Origin of the sequence: Emcibacter sp., from assembly GCF_048269205.1 — a bacterium.
In the GTDB taxonomy this organism is placed as follows: Bacteria; Pseudomonadota; Alphaproteobacteria; order Sphingomonadales; family Emcibacteraceae; genus Emcibacter.
This window is the reverse complement of the sequence record NZ_JBLXJC010000001.1, coordinates 23,469-42,297: the sequence shown is the minus strand read 5'-3', so window position 1 is coordinate 42,297 and position 18,829 is coordinate 23,469. Positions and strand designations below refer to the sequence as shown.

The 18,829-nt window shown below is 56.6% G+C and carries 20 protein-coding genes; 10 read left to right on the top strand and 10 right to left on the bottom strand.

Annotation, left to right across the window (positions count from 1 at the left end; all coding sequences use genetic code 11):
- Positions 1-48 precede the first annotated feature (48 nt).
- Both ACN0YD_RS00215 and mutM read right to left on the bottom strand, forming a co-directional pair.
- Complete coding sequence (locus ACN0YD_RS00215; RefSeq protein ID WP_417316621.1) at positions 49-465, bottom strand: hypothetical protein; 417 nt, start codon at positions 463-465, stop codon at positions 49-51.
- A gap of 50 nt (positions 466-515) precedes the next feature.
- A complete protein-coding gene (gene mutM / locus ACN0YD_RS00210) occupies positions 516-1,355 on the bottom strand; it encodes a bifunctional DNA-formamidopyrimidine glycosylase/DNA-(apurinic or apyrimidinic site) lyase (RefSeq protein WP_417316620.1) in 840 nt (279 codons plus the stop codon).
- Between the two features lie 76 nt (positions 1,356-1,431).
- On the opposite strand from mutM, the gene ubiE reads away from it, so the two are divergent.
- The 9 genes from ubiE (at position 1,432) to ACN0YD_RS00165 (ending at position 8,585) form a co-directional block, all read left to right on the top strand.
- On the top strand, positions 1,432-2,232 hold the full coding sequence (gene ubiE, locus ACN0YD_RS00205; protein ID WP_417316619.1) for a bifunctional demethylmenaquinone methyltransferase/2-methoxy-6-polyprenyl-1,4-benzoquinol methylase UbiE: 801 nt from the start codon (positions 1,432-1,434) through the stop codon (positions 2,230-2,232).
- Between the two features lies 1 nt (position 2,233).
- On the top strand, positions 2,234-3,775 hold the full coding sequence (gene ubiB, locus ACN0YD_RS00200) for a 2-polyprenylphenol 6-hydroxylase (RefSeq protein WP_417316618.1): 1,542 nt from the start codon (positions 2,234-2,236) through the stop codon (positions 3,773-3,775).
- A gap of 114 nt (positions 3,776-3,889) precedes the next feature.
- Positions 3,890-5,134, top strand: coding sequence for a bifunctional phosphopantothenoylcysteine decarboxylase/phosphopantothenate--cysteine ligase CoaBC (gene coaBC / locus ACN0YD_RS00195; protein ID WP_417316617.1), 1,245 nt, complete (start codon positions 3,890-3,892; stop codon positions 5,132-5,134).
- Entirely contained in the window at positions 5,135-5,590 is a 456-nt protein-coding gene (dut, locus tag ACN0YD_RS00190) for a dUTP diphosphatase (RefSeq protein WP_417316616.1), read from the top strand. It abuts the gene before it with no gap.
- Positions 5,591-5,605: 15 nt separating this feature from the next.
- On the top strand, positions 5,606-6,061 hold the full coding sequence (locus ACN0YD_RS00185; protein WP_417316615.1) for an RrF2 family transcriptional regulator: 456 nt from the start codon (positions 5,606-5,608) through the stop codon (positions 6,059-6,061).
- Between the two features lie 48 nt (positions 6,062-6,109).
- Positions 6,110-7,069, top strand: a complete 960-nt coding sequence (cysK, locus tag ACN0YD_RS00180; RefSeq protein WP_417316614.1) for a cysteine synthase A — start codon at positions 6,110-6,112, stop codon at positions 7,067-7,069.
- Between the two features lies 1 nt (position 7,070).
- A complete protein-coding gene (locus ACN0YD_RS00175) occupies positions 7,071-7,367 on the top strand; it encodes a hypothetical protein (RefSeq protein WP_417316613.1) in 297 nt (98 codons plus the stop codon).
- On the top strand, positions 7,364-8,116 hold the full coding sequence (locus ACN0YD_RS00170; RefSeq protein ID WP_417316612.1) for a HesA/MoeB/ThiF family protein: 753 nt from the start codon (positions 7,364-7,366) through the stop codon (positions 8,114-8,116). Before ACN0YD_RS00175 ends, ACN0YD_RS00170 begins: the two co-directional genes overlap by 4 nt.
- A gap of 22 nt (positions 8,117-8,138) precedes the next feature.
- On the top strand, positions 8,139-8,585 hold the full coding sequence (locus ACN0YD_RS00165) for a hypothetical protein (protein WP_417316611.1): 447 nt from the start codon (positions 8,139-8,141) through the stop codon (positions 8,583-8,585).
- 3 nt (positions 8,586-8,588) lie between these two features.
- Here ACN0YD_RS00165 and ACN0YD_RS00160 read toward each other — a convergent pair whose 3' ends face one another.
- Positions 8,589-9,575: a 2-hydroxyacid dehydrogenase gene (locus tag ACN0YD_RS00160; RefSeq protein WP_417316610.1), complete on the bottom strand. Its 987-nt coding sequence runs from the start codon at positions 9,573-9,575 to the stop codon at positions 8,589-8,591.
- Positions 9,576-9,775: 200 nt separating this feature from the next.
- On the opposite strand from ACN0YD_RS00160, the gene ACN0YD_RS00155 reads away from it, so the two are divergent.
- On the top strand, positions 9,776-10,291 hold the full coding sequence (locus tag ACN0YD_RS00155; RefSeq protein WP_417316609.1) for an SH3 domain-containing protein: 516 nt from the start codon (positions 9,776-9,778) through the stop codon (positions 10,289-10,291).
- A 5-nt stretch (positions 10,292-10,296) separates the two neighbouring features.
- On the opposite strand, the gene irrA is transcribed toward ACN0YD_RS00155, so the two are convergent.
- The 7 genes from irrA to infB form a co-directional block, all read right to left on the bottom strand.
- Complete coding sequence (gene irrA / locus ACN0YD_RS00150) at positions 10,297-10,725, bottom strand: iron response transcriptional regulator IrrA (protein WP_417316608.1); 429 nt, start codon at positions 10,723-10,725, stop codon at positions 10,297-10,299.
- Between the two features lie 116 nt (positions 10,726-10,841).
- Positions 10,842-12,245 carry an NAD(P)H-dependent flavin oxidoreductase gene (locus ACN0YD_RS00145; protein ID WP_417316607.1) on the bottom strand — a complete coding sequence of 468 codons (1,404 nt, stop codon included), beginning with the start codon at positions 12,243-12,245 and terminating at the stop codon, positions 10,842-10,844.
- A 127-nt stretch (positions 12,246-12,372) separates the two neighbouring features.
- The gene (gene pnp / locus ACN0YD_RS00140) at positions 12,373-14,493 is read right to left on the bottom strand and encodes a polyribonucleotide nucleotidyltransferase (protein WP_417316606.1); all 2,121 of its coding nucleotides are present in this window, start codon (positions 14,491-14,493) and stop codon (positions 12,373-12,375) included.
- Positions 14,494-14,599: 106 nt separating this feature from the next.
- Positions 14,600-14,869, bottom strand: a complete 270-nt coding sequence (rpsO, locus tag ACN0YD_RS00135; RefSeq protein ID WP_417316605.1) for a 30S ribosomal protein S15 — start codon at positions 14,867-14,869, stop codon at positions 14,600-14,602.
- A gap of 15 nt (positions 14,870-14,884) precedes the next feature.
- Positions 14,885-15,778, bottom strand: a complete 894-nt coding sequence (truB, locus tag ACN0YD_RS00130; RefSeq protein ID WP_417316604.1) for a tRNA pseudouridine(55) synthase TruB — start codon at positions 15,776-15,778, stop codon at positions 14,885-14,887.
- Positions 15,778-16,200 carry a 30S ribosome-binding factor RbfA gene (rbfA, locus tag ACN0YD_RS00125; protein WP_417316603.1) on the bottom strand — a complete coding sequence of 141 codons (423 nt, stop codon included), beginning with the start codon at positions 16,198-16,200 and terminating at the stop codon, positions 15,778-15,780. Before rbfA ends, truB begins: the two co-directional genes overlap by 1 nt.
- Before the next feature lie 78 nt (positions 16,201-16,278).
- Positions 16,279-18,828: a translation initiation factor IF-2 gene (gene infB / locus ACN0YD_RS00120; RefSeq protein ID WP_417316602.1), complete on the bottom strand. Its 2,550-nt coding sequence runs from the start codon at positions 18,826-18,828 to the stop codon at positions 16,279-16,281.
- Position 18,829: the final 1 nt, after the last annotated feature.

Below are 18,829 nucleotides of genomic sequence, written 5' to 3'. Positions count from 1 at the left end.
ATTTGTAGGGCGGGACAGATACTCCCGCCATGAGGTCCCGGGAGTTTGTTACTCTGGAGTAACTGAATAACGAATTACCGTCTGGCGATCAAATGAAATTGTAATAACCAGGGTTTCCCCGTCACGGGCCGCCACGAGACAATATTGGGCCGCCTGATCGCAGGGTTCGTCGGGGACGGGCTTTTCGGAAACAGTCCACCCCAGGGAGGGCACCACCACCCGGTAATAGTCCCAGGCCTCGCGGGCGCTGACCTCGCCTGTCGCCAGGGATTTGATGATCCGGCCCTCGGGGCTGTCGAATACCACCCGTTCGTCCTCCACTTCCATGGTGCCGGGAAAAAGCGGCAGATCGATATCGGCCATAAGCTTTTCATCCTGCGCCAGGGCCGGTTGTCCGGCAAGGCCGACCAGGCAAAGGGCCAGCATAAAAGCCGTTGTAAAAAACAGCCGTCTGGTCATGGCCATGAATAAAGACTCCCGGTTTCCTGTTTTATCTCGCAGAGGCCACAGCATAGCTAACCCTGACAGCCGGGACAATAGAATGTGGAACGGCCGCCCTGCACAATACGTTCGACATCATGACCGCAGCCCTCTTTCCGGCAGGGCTCCCCTTCGCGGCCATAAACCGCAAAATCATGCTGGAAATAACCCAGTTCGCCATCCACCCGGGCATAATCCTTCAAGGTCGAGCCGCCTGCGGCAATCGCCCGCTGCAACACGTCACGGATCACCGGCACCAGCCTCGCAGCCCGTTTCCCGGTCACTGAGGCGGCCTTTCGCCGGGGTGAGATGCCGGCATAATAGAGCGCTTCGCAGACGTAGATATTGCCAAGGCCCGCAACAATGCGCTGGTCCAGCAGAGCATTTTTGACGGGCGTCTTTTTGCCCCGGAATTTCTCCGAAAGATACAGATCATTGAATTCATTGCCGAGAGGCTCCGGCCCCATGCCGGCAAACAGCCGGTGAGTGGCGAGCTCGTCCCCGGGACAGATATCCATCAGACCGAAACGGCGGGGATCGTTGAAGATCACCCGGTCATGCCGGTCGGTCTCGAAAATCACATGGTCATGTTTGCCGGCTTCCGATACCGCTTCGTCAGCCGCCGGTGCCAGGGTCATACGCCCGGACATGCCCAGATGAATGATCAGGATCTCGCCGGAAGACAGCCCGGCCAGGATATATTTGGCGCGGCGGCTGATCCGTTCCACCTTTTGCCCCTCGAGACGCGCAACAAAGCGTTCGGGAAAGGGGAACCTGAGATCGGCCCGCCTCTGTTCCACATGAACAAGCGTCCGGCCTTCCAGAACCGGGGCGATTCCCCGGCACACGGTTTCCACTTCCGGCAATTCAGGCATCTGCTCTCCCGATTCTTTAAACTGGAACAACACAATAGACTGGAACAGTCCCCGCTTGTAGGCTATGTTCCGCAACATGAGCCAGAAGAATACAGAAGAGATGCCAAAAGACCAGAACGAAACCACCCATTTCGGTTTCCGCACCGTCGAGCGGGATAGCAAACAGGGATTGGTACGCAACGTTTTTGACAATGTGGCCCGCAAATATGACCTGATGAACGATGTCATGAGTGCCGGCCTGCATCGCCTGTGGAAAGACGAGATGATCCGTGTCTTAAGGCCGCAGCCGGGCATGAAACTGATCGATGTGGCCGGCGGGACAGGCGACATCGCCTTCCGTTTTCTGGAAGCGGCCCGCAAGATTGAACGCAACAAGGATAATCCGGCGGAAGTCACCGTTTGCGACATCAACGACAATATGCTGACTGTGGGACGTGACCGGGCCATTGACCGGGGTATCCTTGATCATATCGACTGGGTCTGCGGCAATGCGGAGGCCCTGCCCCTGCCGGACAGCTGCATGGATGCCTATACCATTGCCTTCGGCATCCGCAATGTGACCAATATCGACAAGGCGCTTGCCGAGGCCTTCCGGGTGCTTAAACCGGGCGGGCATTTCCTCTGTCTGGAATTCAGCCGGGTTGATCTGCCGCTGCTGGAAAAACTCTATGATGTCTACAGTTTCGAGATGATCCCCAGGATCGGTCAGTGGATCACCGGCGACCATGACAGCTACCAGTATCTGGTGGAAAGCATCCGCCGTTTCCCGGATCAGGAAAAATTCAGGAACATGATCGAAGAGGCCGGATTCCGGCAGGCCAGCTATCGCAATATGTCGGGCGGTGTTGTCGCCCTCCATTCAGGATGGCGTATCTGAAATGTTTCGCAGCCTCCGCCATACCGGCCGCCTGATCCGTGTGGGATTCACTCTGGCGCAGCATGATGCGCTGACCGACTTGCTCAGCCTTTTCGGCGAACAATCCAAAGCGCTGGCGCAACTGAAAAGCATGAAAAAAGTCCGCCAGCCATCTGCGGATGAAGCGCCCAATACACGTCTGGTCATGGCCCTGCAGAATCTTGGCCCCACCTTCATCAAGTTCGGCCAGGCGCTGGCTACACGGCCGGACATTATCGGCGCCGAAGTGGCGCTGGACCTGATGCGCCTGCAGGACAGGGTAGATCCTTTTCCAGGTGATGAAGCCCGGAAAATTGTTGCCGAGGAACTTGGCGGGGAAATTTCGGCCTTTTTTTCCAGTTTCGATGAGGAACCGGTTGCCGCCGCCTCCATCGCCCAGGTCCATCGGGCGGTCACCACAGACGGGCGCCATGTGGCCGTAAAAGTCCTGCGCCCGGGAATCGAACAGGCTTTCGCCCGCGACCTGGAAAGCTTTGACTGGCTGGCCCGGCTGGTGGAACGCTATTCCCGCAAGTCACGTCGGCTGCGCCCGACAAAAGTGATCGAAACCATATCCGAGACAATCTCTGTGGAAATGGATTTCCGCTACGAGGCCGCCGCCTCGTCCCAGCTCGGCGAAAATATGGAACGGTTCCCGGACTATGATGTGCCGAAGGTGGACTGGGATCGCACCGGCCGGCGGGTGTTGACCACCGAATGGGTCGACGGCATCCCCTTTTCCCACAGGAATGACCTCGAAAAATCCGGAATCGACCGCAAGCAACTTGCCCTCAATCTGGTCCAGACCTTCCTGTCCCAGGCCCTGGACGACGGCTTTTTCCATGCGGACCTGCACCAGGGCAACCTGTTCGCGAGACAGGATGGCAAAATCACCGCCATTGACTTCGGAATCATGGGGCGCATTGACCGCAAGACCCGGCGGGCGCTGGCGGAAATTCTCTATGGCTTTATCACCCGGGACTATGACCGCATTGCCCGGGCCCATTTCGATATCGGATATGTGCCTGCCGACCAGTCCCTGGACAAATTCAAACAGGCGCTCCGGGCCATCGGCGATCCCGTGATCGGCAAGCCGGTCAATGAAATTTCAGTGGGCAGGCTTCTGGCCCAACTGTTCGAAACCACTGAAACCTTCAACATGCATACCCAGCCACAGCTCCTGCTGCTGCAGAAGACCATGGTGACCGTGGAAGGGGTGGCCCTTGATCTCAATCCCGATATCAACATGTGGGAAGTCTCCCGTCCGATTATTGAAAGCTGGATGAGAGAGAACCTTGGCCCGCAGGCGCAATTCCGTGACCTGATCGAGACGGCCCTGGAAACGGCCCGGAAATTCCCGAAGCTGATAGAGGATCTGGAACAGATCGCAGTGACCGCGCGGAAAATGCAGGATCTGGCGGATCATCGGCGGGACTCGGGCTGGCGCAGACCTTTCTTTCTGGGGCTGCTCGGGGGTCTTGCCGCCAGCGCACTCACAATTCTTCTGTACATCACAACTAATTAACATATTTTTAGCGGTAAAATATTGATTTCCCACCATTCCGGACCTACATTATTGCCGGTGTAGAAATAATGTCCGGTGCTGACGCCTGATTCCTGGAAAAACTATAGTAAGTTCATGTCCGATATTCTCAATAACAAGCGGCTTTTACTGATTATTGGCGGCGGCATTGCCGCCTACAAGGTGCTGGACCTGATCCGGCGGCTGCGCGAGCGCGGCGTCAGGATCCGGCCTGTCCTGACCAAAGGCGGGGCCCAGTTTGTCACCCCCCTGTCAGTCAGCGCCCTGGCGGAAGAAAAGGTCTATCAGGATATTTTCTCGCTCACCGATGAAGCGGAAATGGGTCACATCAGGCTTTCGCGGGAAACCGATCTTGTTCTGGTGGCGCCGGCCACTGCCGACCTGATGGCGAAAATGACCGCCGGTATTGCCGACGACCTGGCCACCACGGCTCTGCTGGCCACCGACAAACCTGTCCTGATTGCGCCCAGCATGAATACGAAAATGTGGGAACATCCGGCCACCCGGCGCAATCTTGCACAACTGCAGCAGGACGGGATCGGCGTGATCGCCCCTGGCGCCGGCGATCTGGCCTGCGGTGAAGTTGGTGCCGGCCGCCTGGCGGAAGTGCCGGACATGGTCCGGGCCATCGAAGATTTTTTTGACAGCCGCCGGGCCCAGAGCGCGCTCACCGGAAAGCATGTTGTCGTCACCGCGGGGCCGACCCGGGAAGCCATCGACCCGGTCCGCTATATCGCCAACCGCTCCAGCGGCAGGCAGGGATATGCCATTGCCTCTGCCCTGGCCGACCTGGGCGCCCGGGTGACGCTGGTCTCCGGACCGACGGCCCTTGACTGCCCCGATGGTGTGGACCGCGTTGACGTGGAAAGCGCCCGGGACATGCAGACCGCCGTGGAAAGCGCCCTGCCGGCGGATGTGGCCGTCTGCGTGGCGGCTGTGGCCGACTGGCGCACGGAGGGCTGCGCCGAACAGAAACTCAAAAAGCAGAAAGACGGTCTGCCGGACCTGCATCTGGTGGAAAATCCGGATATCCTCAAATCGCTTTCGCAGAGAGAGAAGAACCGGCCGCCACTGGTTATTGGTTTCGCGGCCGAAACGGAAAAGCTGGCCGATCACGCCCGGGCCAAAAGGGAACGCAAGGGATGCGACTGGATTGTCGCCAATGACGTCTCCTTTACCGACGGCGCAAGCGTGATGGGCGGTGACAAAAATGCGGTGCTCCTGATAACAGGAGAGGATGAAAAATCCTGGCCGGAAGCAGACAAGGAACAGATCGCCGCACAGCTGGCGACGGAAATCGAAAAACATTTCAAAAAACAGGCGCAAGGGAACGACAAGTAAATGACGACAGTAGGCATACAGATTCTGGAACACGGGCAGGGATTGAAACTGCCGGAATATGAAACATCGCACAGCGCCGGCATGGACCTGATGGCCGCCGTCGGCAATGGCGAGGAAGTCACCCTCAAGCCCGGCGAACGCAAGATGATCCCGACCGGCTTTGCCATGGCGCTGCCCGGCGACTTCGAAGCCCAGGTTCGCCCCCGTTCCGGTCTGGCCTGGAAAAACGGCGTGACCGTGCTCAATTCCCCCGGCACCATCGATGCGGACTATCGCGGCGAGGTAAAAGTCATCCTGATTAACCACGGTCAGGAGAATTTTGTCATTACCCGCGGGATGCGCATTGCCCAGATGGTTATTGCCCCGGTGACCCAGATCGGCTGGGACAAGCGGGACAGCCTGGACGAAACGGCACGCGGCAGCGGTGGCTTCGGTTCCACCGGCACCAGCACCTGAGACAGGGAGAGCCCGATGTTCCGACTGACCAAAAAAATGATCTATGCCCTAGAGGCCGTTGTGGATATTGCCTATAACGGCCGGGTAAATCCGGTCCAGAGCCGGGACATTACCAAACGGCAGGGCATTCCACAGCGATACCTGGAACAGGTCATGCAGCAGCTCGTCCGGGCCGGTGTCCTCAAAGGCGTGCGCGGGCCCAAGGGCGGCTATTTTCTGGCCCGTGAGCGACGGCGCATCAACGTGGGAGAAATCGTCCGGGTTATTAATGAACTGGACAGCAAGAGTGTCAGGACAGAATTCGTTTCCCAGTCGGATCTGGGCATCAAGGTCATCAATCCGTTGCTGGACGAGTTGAACCGGGAAATTATGGAAAAGCTGGACAATATCACATTGCAGGATCTTTGTGAGCGCGCCACAATTGAGGGAGTCGAATCCGACTCCGCCAGGGAATTTGTTTTCACCATCTAGAGACTGACCGCCACATCAGAATATGGACTTTCATCAGGAGGCATAATCATGACCGTCACAGAAACAGGCACCAAAGGCCGGGGCAGAATTTACGACAATATTATCGAAACACTGGGCGATACGCCGCTGGTGCGCATGAATCGCATGAATGCCGGCACCGGTGTGGAAATCCTTCTCAAACTAGAATTCTTCAACCCGCTGGCCTCGGTCAAGGACCGTATCGGCGCCGCCATGATTGCCGAGCTGGAAAAGCAGGGCAAGATCAATGAAAACACCAAAATCATTGAGCCGACCTCCGGCAATACGGGGATTGCACTGGCTTTTGTTTGTGCCGCCAAGGGCTATCACCTGACTCTTGTGATGCCCGAAAGCATGTCCATCGAGCGCCGCAAGATGCTGTCCCTGCTGGGGGCGACCCTGGAACTGACCCCGGCGGAAAAAGGCATGAAAGGTGCCATCGACCGGGCGACGGAACTGGTTGAGAAAGATGAAAATGCCCTCATGCCGCAGCAGTTCGCCAACCCGGCCAACCCGGCTATTCACGGCATCACCACTGCCGAGGAAATCTGGAACGACACCAACGGCAAAGTGGATGCGATTATCAGCGGGGTCGGCACCGGCGGTACCCTGACCGGCATCGCCCGCACCCTGAAGCCGCGCAAGGAAGATCTCAAAATGATCGCCGTGGAACCGGAGGACAGCCCGATCCTGTCAGGCGGACAGGCCGGCCCGCACAAGATCCAGGGAATTGGCGCCGGTTTCGTTCCCCCGATCCTGGCCACCGAATATATTGACGAGGTCCTGACCATCGGCAACGAAACTGCTTTCGAATTCGCCCGCCGCTGTGCCCGGGAAGAAGGTATTCCCGTGGGCATCTCTTCGGGTGCGGCCATTGCCGCCGCCCTTGAGCTTGCGGAGCGGGAAAACATGAAAGGCAAACAGATTGTTGTCATTATTCCGTCTTTCGCGGAAAGGTACCTGACAACCGCCCTGTTCGAGGGAGTCTAGAATGAGCGAAGCCGGAGATCCGGTGGCGATCCTGCGGGTTGGCGGCAATGAAAGCACCCTGCCGCTGGGCGAGGTTACCATTGACCGGCTGCTGGCCGAAGCCCGGGCCGTCGGTCTTGAGGAATTTTGCGTTTATTGCAATGGCGAGGAAGTGACGAGCCCTGCCGATCTTCTGGCCATCGAGAATGCCATCTATGTCATCGCCCCTCCTGAAGAGGATATTTCCGGGGAAGACGATGACGATGATGCGGACTGGCCCGGGGATGCTGACTGGCCCGGGGATGCGCCAGCCACATGACCCTGACCGACGATCAGCTCGAGCGTTATGCCCGCCATATCATCCTCAAGGAAGTGGGCGGTGCAGGACAGCAGAAGCTTCTCGCCTCCCGGGTGCTTGTCATTGGCGCCGGCGGGCTCGGCAGTCCGCTGATCCTCTATCTGGCCGCCGCCGGTGTCGGCACCATCGGCATTGTCGATAACGATGTGGTGGACCTGAGCAACCTGCAGCGTCAGATCATTCACATGACCGACAAACTGGACAGCCCCAAAACCGCAAGTGTGGCCGAGCTTGTGGCCCGGCTCAATCCGGATGTGCAGATCATCCAGCACCCCCTGCGGCTCAATGCCGAAAATGCCGACAGGATTATCGCCGACTATGACCTGGTCGTGGACGGCACCGACAATTTTACGACCCGCTTTCTGGTCAATGAGGAATGCATCCGGCAGAAAAAACCGCTGGTCTCCGGCGCGCTCAGCCAGTTCGACGGCCAGCTCGCCACTTTCAAGGGATATCTCGCGGACAAGCCCTGCTATCGTTGTCTGGTGCCGGAATACCCCGGCAATATCGGCAATTGCGCCGAAGACGGCATTCTCGGTGCCGTGGCCGGTGTTGTCGGCAGCCTGATGGCCACAGAGATATTGAAGGAACTTCTCGGACTGGGGGAAAGCCTAGCCGGCAAGCTGCTGATCTATGACGCTCTGGGGGCGGGACTGAGGAAAATACGCCTTCCCAAGGACCCCGGATGCCCATATTGTCACACATCATGACTGCAAGCAGGGGGAACAGATCATGACAGCCAGACAGGTTTTTTCCAGCCGCGAAGAAATCGAATCCCTGACAGACCGGCTTTGCGCGGAACAATTGCCCAAAGAGGAATGGACCCACGAGGGTCATCTGGCGGCCGGCTACTGCATGCTGCACAGGCACGGCCTTGGGAAATGTCTTGAAGAGATGCCCGGCATCATTCGCCGACATAACACCTCAGTGGGTACTCCTAACTCGGACACGGACGGCTATCATGAAACCATCACCCTGTTTTATCTGAAGGCCATCGACCATTTCATAAAACAATTGCCGGACGGAGAAGATTTCACCCGGGGCTGCAACAGCCTGATCCTGAGTTCCTTTGGGGACAAGAAGTTTCCGCTCCGCTATTACAGCGAAGAGCTGCTGTTTTCCGTGAAGGCAAGATATGAATGGGTAGAGCCGGATCTCCAGCCGCTGTCCTTCGGATAGGCCTCAGGTCCAGTCTTCCAAAACCCGGTCCGGCGGATTGTGGCCGTCGGCAAAGGTCTTGATGTTGATCAGGACTTTTTCACCCATGTCATTGCGGCCTTCCCGGGTGGCGGAGCCCATATGAGGCAGGGCCACAACATTGGGCAGAGCCAGAAGTTTGGGATTGACAGCCGGTTCATTCTCGAACACATCGAGACCGGCACCGCCCAGCTGTTCCGCCTTCAGCATGCGGATCAGGGCGTTTTCGTCAATCACCTCGCCGCGGGAGGTGTTGATAATATAGGCGTGTTTCTGTAAAAGCTTGAGCCTGCGGGCAGACAGCAGATGGAATGTGGCCGGCGTATGCGGACAGTTGACAGAAATAATATCCATACGGGCCAGCATCTGATCCAGGCTTTCCCAGTAGGTAGCTTCCAGCTCTTCCTCCAGGTCACTGCCTATGCGGTGACGGTTATGGTAATGGATGGAAAGGCCGAAGGCTTTCGCCCGCCGGGCCACTGCCTGGCCGATCCGGCCCATGCCGATAATTCCCAGGCGCTTGCCCCAGATACGGGTACCCAGCATGCCTGTCGGGGCCCAGCCCTTCCAGTCGCCTGACTGCAGCAGTTCGACCCCCTCGATCAGGCGTCTCGGTACGGCCAGCAACAAGGCCATGGTCATGTCCGCGGTATCTTCGGTCAGAACCCCCGGTGTATTGGTTACGGTGATGCCGCGCTGGCGGGCGCTGGCCAGATCAATATGGTCCACACCCGCACCATAGTTTGCGATCAGCTTCAGTCCGGGGCCCGCCTGGGCCAGAATACGGGCATCAATCCGGTCCGTCACCGTCGGCACCAGAACGTCCGCTTCCTTGATGGCCTCGATCATTTCCGCTGTGGAAAACGGCCGATCCTCCAGATTGAGCTTTACATCAAAAAGCTCCATCATCCGCGTCTCGATAGGATCCGGCAATTTTCGCGTAACTATAACCAATGGCTTTCTGGAAGACATTCGGTGGCTCCGTTATTCTCATTTTGTGTATATACGGGAGAGGGGTGTGACTCAAAACCTCTATACTCAATCTCTAACAGATGTTTAGCCGAGTTTCAAATGTCTAGACAAGAGAAATCTACCGGCGAGTAAACATTCTTGTCTCTTGACGAACGACCTTCCCGCAGACATAAATCAGGGAAAGGGAGAATGAAGCAAAGATGACCAGGAAGAAAAATCACTACATGGTCCGGCTGCTGTCGGTGCTCATGTGTATTCTTGTCACCCCTGCCGGTGCAAACGAACAGGTCGCCCTGGGCAAGTCCGGTTATCCGGTGCCCCGCTTTGTCTCGCTGGCCAAGGATACGGTCAATGTGCGCACCGGCCCGGACCGCCAATATCCCATCAAATGGGTCTTCAAGAAAAAGGGCCTGCCGGTAAAAGTAATCGCGGAATATGGGGAATGGCGCAAGTTCGTCGATTCCGAAGGCGCGACTGGCTGGGTGTGGGGTGCCCTTGTCTCAAGCCGCAGAACGGCCCTTGTCCTGGACCAGAATCTGGCGCTTTATGAAAAAGCGAACCGGGATTCCGATGTCTCAGTGGTCGCCGAAGGAGGGGTGATCGGCGAGCTTCTCGAATGCCGTAAAGACTGGTGCCGGCTCGACATCCAGGGATTCAGGGGATGGGCCCACAGGAAAAGTATATGGGGAACGCTGGAGGGAGAGGAACTGGACTGAGCCGGTCAGTCCGCATCCTTCACATGAATGACCACAGCCACCCTTGAATAGGCCTTGCCTTCGGGGGCCGCTGGCAGACTGGCGATTTCCACATCACCCAGCGGCACATCTTCCAGCCTTCCGTCTTCTTCGTGAAAGAAATGATAATGGTCAGTGGTGTTGGTGTCGAAATAGGTTCGTCCGGAATCGACAACCACTTCACGCAGCAGGCCCACATCCGTGAACTGGTGAAGCGTGTTATAGACCGTAGCAAGAGAAACACTGTTGTTCCGGGCGCTTGCTTCCTCATGAAGGATTTCCGCCGTTACATGACGGTCGAGGCCGTCAAACAGCAGTTTCGCCAGCGTCAGCCGCTGGCGGGTGGGACGAAGTCCGGCATCACGCAGTTTGGTCAACGCGCGAGCATATGGTCTTTCCCTGTTTACCTTGGACACCTTTACTTCTCCTGATGCTACTTTTACCCTGAGGTCACTTGTTTCGACCTTTATACATCCCAAATTACCAGAAATTGGTAAATATTGGAAATTTTAGCTCCGTAGCAAAAGCTTTTTTAATCGCCGGTCATAATCCGGTCGACAAGCTGCTTTACCGTCGGAACGAAACCGTTGCTGTAGAACGGGTCGGTGGCGAAATTATAGGCCGAGTGACCCGCAAACATCAGATTCTTTTCAACCGGTCCGCCATGCGCGATATCCATCAGTGTTTTCTGGATACAGAAACTGCGGGGATCGGCCTTTTTGCCGGTGGAATAATTCTGCGACTCCATCTGAGACCAGTTGGAAAATTTGCACTGGCTGAGACAACCCATACAGTCCCGCTGGTCCTGGCGAATCTCGGCGGCTTTTTCAGCCGTCACGAAAAGAATGGTATCATCCGGGGTCCTCAGTGCTTCGTTAAACCCCTGGGATATCCAGTCCTGCGCCTTGCCCAGATCGTCTGGACGGACAAAATGCTTCTTTTTGCCAACCTGCAGCTCTGCCGTAAATCCTTGGTCCGGATTGGCCTTGCTACCGGCCGGAAGCTGTCGTCTTTCCCGTTCGGACAGTTCATTCAGAAAATCATTCTTCACAGCCGAGGAATAGAAGCCCGTGGGGCTGAACCTGTGCAGCAGGATGTCGTTTTCCTTCAGTGTCAGCAGCGCCGCTTTCCATTTCTCAGGTATCGGACTCTCCTTGGTCAGAAGGGGCCGGGTACCGTACTGAAAGGCAATGGGACCGATTTCCGGGTTATCAAACCATTTTTCCCAGTCCCTGAGATACCATACACCACCGGCCATAATTATCGGCACATGGTTGAGGCCGAAGCTGTTCATCAGCTTCCGGAGCGCCACCACACGGGGATAAGGGTCCTGGGGTTTACGGGGGTCTTCCGCATTGGAGAGGCCGTTATGCCCGCCCGCCAGCCAGGGATCCTCGTAGACCACGCCGCCAAGCCAGTCGGCATATTTTTTATAGGCCCGTTTCCAGAGAATGCCGAACGCCCGTGCAGAAGAAATAATTGGATGATAATAGACGCCGTATTTGGCGGCAATTTCGCTAAGTCGGTAGGGCATACCCGCCCCGCAGGTAATGCCGTGCACGAGATCTTTGGTTTTTTCCAGAACCCCCTGCAAAATCGCCTCGGCGCCGCCCATTTCCCAAAGCACGTTGATATGCAGGCGACCTTCGCCGCCAGCCACTTCATGGGCCCGCTGGATCTGGGAAATCCCGCCATCAATACCATATCTGATCAGCTCTTCATGACGTTCCTGGCGGGTTCTGCCGTGGTAAATCTGAGGAATGATATTGCCGTTCTCGTCAAAACTGTCGGCATTCACGCAGGAAATTGTACCAACGCCGCCAGCTGCCGCCCAGGCACCGGAACTAACCCCGTTTGTAGCGGAGATGCCCTTGCCTCCCTCCACAAGCGGGAGAACACGTTTGCCCGATATCATCAGCGGTTCAAGTGACTTCATTACATTACCCATTCTACCTCGTTTTAAAACCGGAAAAAGCGCCAGCCTTGCTTATTATATGGAGAGAAACTCCCCTGGTTGCAAGTAATCTGGCGCTTTCTGACATTTTTTTGACCGTTATAAACGGTTATTCCTTATCGGCAGCGGAAAGGTCGTCACCGGTTTCCTGGTCAACAACTTTCATGCTCAGGCGGACCTTGCCCCGGTCATCGATGCCAAGCACCTTGACTTTGACCATGTCGCCCTCATTCACAACATCGGTAACCTGGCCGACACGTTCCTTGGCCATTTCACTGATATGGACCAGACCGTCACGGCTGCCAAGGAAGTTTACAAACGCACCGAAGTCCACGGTTTTTACAACCTTGCCTTCATAGATCTTGCCGACTTCCGGCTCGGCGACAATGCCTTCAATCCACTTCAGGGCCGCCTCGATGGCCTTGGCATCGGAAGAAGCAACCTTGATGGTGCCATCGTCCTCGATGTCCACTTTGGCGCCGGTCACTTCACAGATCTCGCGGATCACCTTGCCACCCGTGCCAATGACTTCGCGGATTTTTTCCTTGTTGATCTGGATTGTCTCGATGCGCGGCGCATGCTCGCTCATCTCGGTCCGGGCACCGGACAGGGCCTGGTTCATTTCCTCAAGGATATGAGACCGCCCGCCTCTGGCCTGGTTAAGGGCAACTTCCATGATCTCCCGGGTAATCCCGGCGATCTTGATGTCCATCTGCAGGGAAGTGATCCCTTCGGAAGTACCAGCCACCTTGAAGTCCATGTCGCCAAGATGATCCTCATCACCCAGAATATCGGACAGAACGGCAAACTCGTCGCCTTCCAGGATCAGACCCATGGCAATACCCGAAACCGGACGGGTCAAAGGCACGCCGGCATCCATCATGGCCAGGGAGGCGCCACAGACTGTCGCCATGGAGGAAGACCCGTTGGATTCTGTAATTTCAGAAACCAGGCGAATGGTATAAGGGAAAGCTTCACGTTCCGGCAGAACCGCTTTCAGCGCCCGCCAGGCCAGTTTCCCGTGGCCGACTTCACGACGGCCGACACCACCCATGCGGCCTACTTCACCCACGGAATAGGGGGGGAAGTTATAATGCAGCATGAAAGTTTCTTTGTAGGTGCCCTGCAGGGCGTCGATGAACTGCTCATCATCTCCGGTGCCAAGAGTGGCCACACAAAGAGCCTGTGTTTCACCGCGGGTGAACAGGGCGGAACCATGTGTACGCGGCAGAACATTTACCTCTGAAGCAATCGGGCGCACCGTATCCAGGTCGCGACCGTCGATACGTTTTTTGGTTTTCAGGATGTCGCCACGAACAATCTTCTTTTCAAGATCCTTGAGGAGGCCCCCCACCAGCAGCGCCTGGACATCATTACCTTCTTCAACCAGTTCCGCTTTAACGCGGTCCTTGATTTCGGCAATTTTGCTGGTCCGGGTCTGCTTGATCGTTTCAGCGTAGGCCGCGCGCAGGTCGGCTTCCGCCATGTCAGCAATTTTGGCGATCAGGCCAGAATGATCTTCCCGTTCCGGCAGTTCCATGGGTTCGCGGGCCGCGACTTCCGCCATCTCGATAATGGCCTTGATAACGGGCTGCATCTGTTCATGGCCGAACATAACCGCACCGAGCATAATTTCTTCGCTCAGCTCATTGGCCTGTGATTCCACCATCAGAACCGCATCATGGGTTCCGGCAACCACCAGGTCCAGCTCTGATTCTTCCACCTGGTCAACGGTCGGGTTCAGGACGTATTCGCCGTCAATATAACCGACACGGGCCGCGCCGATGGGACCCATGAAGGGCAGGCCGGACAGGGTCAGCGCCGCGCTGGCACCGATTATGGCCGGAACGTCTGTCTGGTTTTCCAGGTCATAGCCCATAACAGTGGCCACAATCTGTGTTTCATTCTTGTAGCCGTCCACAAACAGGGGACGGATCGGCCGGTCGATAAGACGGCAAATCAGCGTTTCCGCTTCACTCGGACGGCCTTCACGCTTGAAGAAGCCGCCGGGAATTTTACCCGCAGCGTATGTTCTTTCCTGATAGTTCACAGTCAGGGGGAAGAAATCAATCGCCGGGTTTGCTTTTTTCGCCCCGACCGCAGTGGTCAGAACGGTGGATTCTCCGTAGGACACCATAACGGCACCGTCAGCCTGACGGGCAAAATGTCCTGTTTCAATGACGAGGGGACGTCCCCCCCAGTTTATTTCTTTGCGATGTATATTAAACATATCCAAACCTTTTCGCGACATTCAGGCAATGACCGGCAGCCTATCTGCCGGCACGCCCTGAACATCCAGTGCAACCCCTATGGCTGCACTTTTATTCTTTCGAGTCTTACTTACGAAGACCCAGACGCTTGATCAGTGACTGATAGCGCGCCTCATCTTTTTTCTTCAGATAATCAAGCAGACGGCGACGCTTGTTCACAAGCATCAGCAGACCGCGACGTGAGTGATTATCCTTGGCATGTGTTTTGAAGTGATCGGTCAGGTTGACAATCCGTTCAGTGAGAATGGCGACCTGAACTTCGGGGGAACCGGTATCGCCGTCAATGGTGGCGTATTCCTTGATCAGTTCCTGTTTCTTTTCTGCAGTAATCGACATCGTATACTCCTTAAGTCAAAAATTAAAAACCCGTACCGGTTTCAGGATACCTTCCGAAATCTCCGCAAGGGCAATAAACCTGCCGTCGCAAGTAATCCGGACCAGTCCTTCGGGACGGTTGGGAACCGGGAGTTTCTGCCCCTGTTGCAGGCGCTTTGCCTCTTCTGCCGTTACGGCCAGTGCCAAGATGTCGTCCAGCACGGTCTCAACGGCGAGAATCCGGTCCTCAAGCGGCGCACTATGAACCAATTTCTCCAGATTATCCAGCGAAATCGACTCACTTTCCCCGAAGCAGCCGACTTTCGTTCGCCTGAGCATGGAAACATAACCACAGGTGCCGAGCGCATGGGCCATATCCCGGGCCAGAGAGCGAATATAGGTGCCTTTTCCACACTCCGTTTCGAAGGTCGCTTCCCCCTTTTGAGCTTCAATCAGCTCAAGACCGAAAATATCCACCTTGCGCTCTTTCAGTTCCACTTCTTCCCCGGCCCGGGCCAGGTCATAAGCGCGCTTGCCGTCAACCTTGATGGCCGAAAATGCGGGCGGACGCTGGAGGATTCTACCGGTGAATTGCGGCAGGATTTTAAGGATCTCTTCTTCTGTCGGCCGGACCTCGGACACGGCCGTCACCTCACCCTCGGCATCGTCGGTGTTGCGCTGCTCGCCCCAGGTGATCGTAAATCGATAGGCTTTGCGCGCGTCCATAATAAAGGGGATGGTTTTTGTGGCCTCCCCCATGGCGATGGGCAGAATGCCTGATGCCAGCGGATCAAGGGTTCCACCGTGGCCGATTTTGGCCGCCTTGGTCAGCCAGCGCACCTTTCCAACCACCTGCGTGGACGTCAGGCCCAGGGGCTTGTCAATCACAAGCCAGCCGTCAATCTTGCGACCCTTGCGCTTTCTGGCCACTAGTCGTCTTCCGCTTCCTCGTCCCGGGGGCCCAGGTCCCGGGCCACCCGCGGACTGTGCAAAAGCTTCTCGATATGATCCGCTTCGCCAAAACTACTATCGGCCTGGAACTTAAGCCGGGGAAGATATTTCATGCGCACATGGCGGGACAGCTGACCGCGCAGGAACTTGCTGCACCGGTTAAGACCGTCCACCACATCTTGCTCGTGTACCCCGCCGAGGGGCATGACATAGACCGTTGCATTCCTGAGATCCGGGCTGCACCGCACCTCGGTCACCGTGATGGATATGCCTTCAAGGGCTGAATCCTGCAGGTCTTCCCGGGACAGGATTTCCGACAGGGCATGACGGATATTCTCGCCTACCCTGAGCAGGCGGTGCCCCGGATTCCTGTCATCATGGAACTGTGATGATTTGGACATGTTAAAAACCTCAATGTCAAACGCCCCCCGCGACAAACAAATCACCGGGGGGCTTTCTGCTTGGGCAGAATATCGTTATCAGAGTTCGCGGTTGATTTCCTCAACTTCGAAACATTCAATGACGTCGCCTTTCTTGAGGTCATTGTAATTTTCGAAGTTCATACCGCATTCCGTACCGGCCTTGACTTCCTTGACATCGTCCTTGAAGCGACGCAGGGAACCCAGGTCCCCTTCATAGACAACGATGTCATCCCGCAACAGGCGTGCCTTGGCACCCCGTTTCATAATACCGTCGATAACCAGACACCCGGCAGCCTTGCCGGTCTTGCCGGCCGCAAAGACTTCCAGCACCTCAGCAGTACCGATGATGGTTTCCCTGAGTTCAGGCGCCAGCATACCGGACATCACCGCTTTCATATCATCCACAAGATCATAAATTACGGAATAGTAACGGATTTCCACGCCTTCCTGCTGGGCCAGATCGGCCGCCTTGCGGCTGGCACGGACGTTAAAGGCAAGGATCGGGGCCTCGGAAGCGGCCGCCAGCTGCACATCGGTCTCGGAAATACCACCCACTGCCGAATGCAGAATACGAGCCGTCACTTCCTCCGTTGACAGGTTATCAAGGGCGCCGACAATGGCTTCCAGTGATCCCTGCACATCCGCCTTGATCAGAACCGGCACAGATGCCACTTCCTTCTCGGCGAGCTTACTGAACATGGCTTCCAGGCTTGCTTTCGGCACGCTGGAAAGTTTATCTTTTTTCTGACGGCTGCGGAACTCGGTCACATCACGGGCCCGGGCTTCATTTTCCACCACGACCATTTCATCACCGGCTTCCGGCGTGCCGCTCAGGCCAAGGATTTCCACTGGCACGGACGGTCCGGCTTCCTTGATCTGCTGGCCACGGTCATTAATCAGGGCGCGCACCCGCCCCCATTCTGATCCGGCCACGAAGATATCGCCAACTTTCAATGTGCCACGATTGACCAGAACCGTTGCCACGGGACCGCGGCCTTTGTCCAGCTTCGCCTCAACGACGATACCTTCCGCCGCCCGGTTCGGATTGGCTTTCAGGTCAAGAAGCTCAGCCTGAAGCAGGATGGCTTCCTCCAGCTTGTCCAGATTGGTGCCCTTCTTGGCGGATACTTCCACATCCAGCACATCGCCGCCCATTTCCTCTACAAACACCTCGTGCTGCAGCAGATCCTGACGCACCTTGTTCGGGTTGGCCTCGGGTTTGTCACATTTGTTGATCGCCACGATAATCGGCACTTCCGCCGCCTTGGCATGGCTGATCGCCTCGATGGTCTGGGGCATGATGCTGTCATCTGCCGCCACCACAAGAATAACAATATCGGTCACCTGGGCGCCGCGGGACCGCATGGCCGAAAAGGCCGCATGGCCCGGGGTATCCAGGAAAGTAATGCGTTCGCCAGCCGGCATACGCACCTGGTAGGCGCCAATATGCTGGGTAATGCCGCCGGCTTCCCCGGCCGCCACATCGGTCTTGCGCAGGGCATCAAGAATAGAGGTTTTACCATGGTCCACATGGCCCATGACTGTCACCACAGGCGCGCGTGATTGCAGATCATCCTCCCTGTCGTCAGGCCCCGTCAGTTCAAGCTCCACATCAGATTCACTGACGCGCCTGATGGTATGGCCGAATTCCTCGACAATCAATTCCGCCGTATCCTGGTCGATGGTCTGGTTGATGGTGGCCATGACCCCCATTTTCATGAGGGCCTTGATGATATCCGACCCTTTTTCCGTCATCCTGTTGGCCAGTTCCTGGACCGTAATAAAATCGGGCACGACCACTTCGCGGTAAACTTTCTGGGCCGGCTTGGCCGAACCGCCCATGGTACGTTTCTGCTTGGCCTGGGCCCGCTTCAGAGACGCCAGAGAACGCTGACGGGCTTCATCACCGCCAAGCGCCTGATGGACGGTAAGCTTTCCGCTTCGGCGGCGCGGCTGGTCGCCTCTGCCCCGGCTCGGCTTGTGAGGAGCCTTGGGATCTTCCTCTTTTACCACCGGAGCCGCAACCGGCTTGGCCGCCGGTTTGGCAGCAGCTTTTTTCTCTTCCTCCTCAGCCTTTTTACGGGCTTCTTCTTCCTTCTTGCGTTTCAGCTCAAGCTCGGCCTGACGCTTTTCCTCTTTTTCCTTATCGTCGGCCTCCGCCGCCTTTTTCGGTTTTTCCGCAGGCTTGGCCGCTTCGGCTTTCTTCGCTTCTTCTTCGTCCTTCGCCCGGGCGGCCTCTAGCACAGCCCGTTTCTTGGCCGCTTCTGCCTCATCCTTGGCTTTCTGTTCGCTTGCCTTCTTAGCCAGATCAAGGGCTTTCAGACGGGCTTCCCGCTCGCTATCTGTCAGGGTCAGGTCGGCAACAGCAGCCTGCTGATCCGCAGCCGGGGCCTCGTTTTTCTTGCTAGTCTTCCTGGCTGCAGGAGCTGCAGTTGTTTTTTCTGCGGGAGCAGGAGCTTTCTCGCCAGGTTTGAGGACCAGCTTTTTCTTGCGCTGAACAACGACGCTACCTGTACCGCGCGCGGGAGCCGCAGTTGAAGGTTTCAACTGGAGAGTTTTCCGCCCCGAGGTCGACAGTGTTTTTTTGTTACCTTTATCGTCACTCATT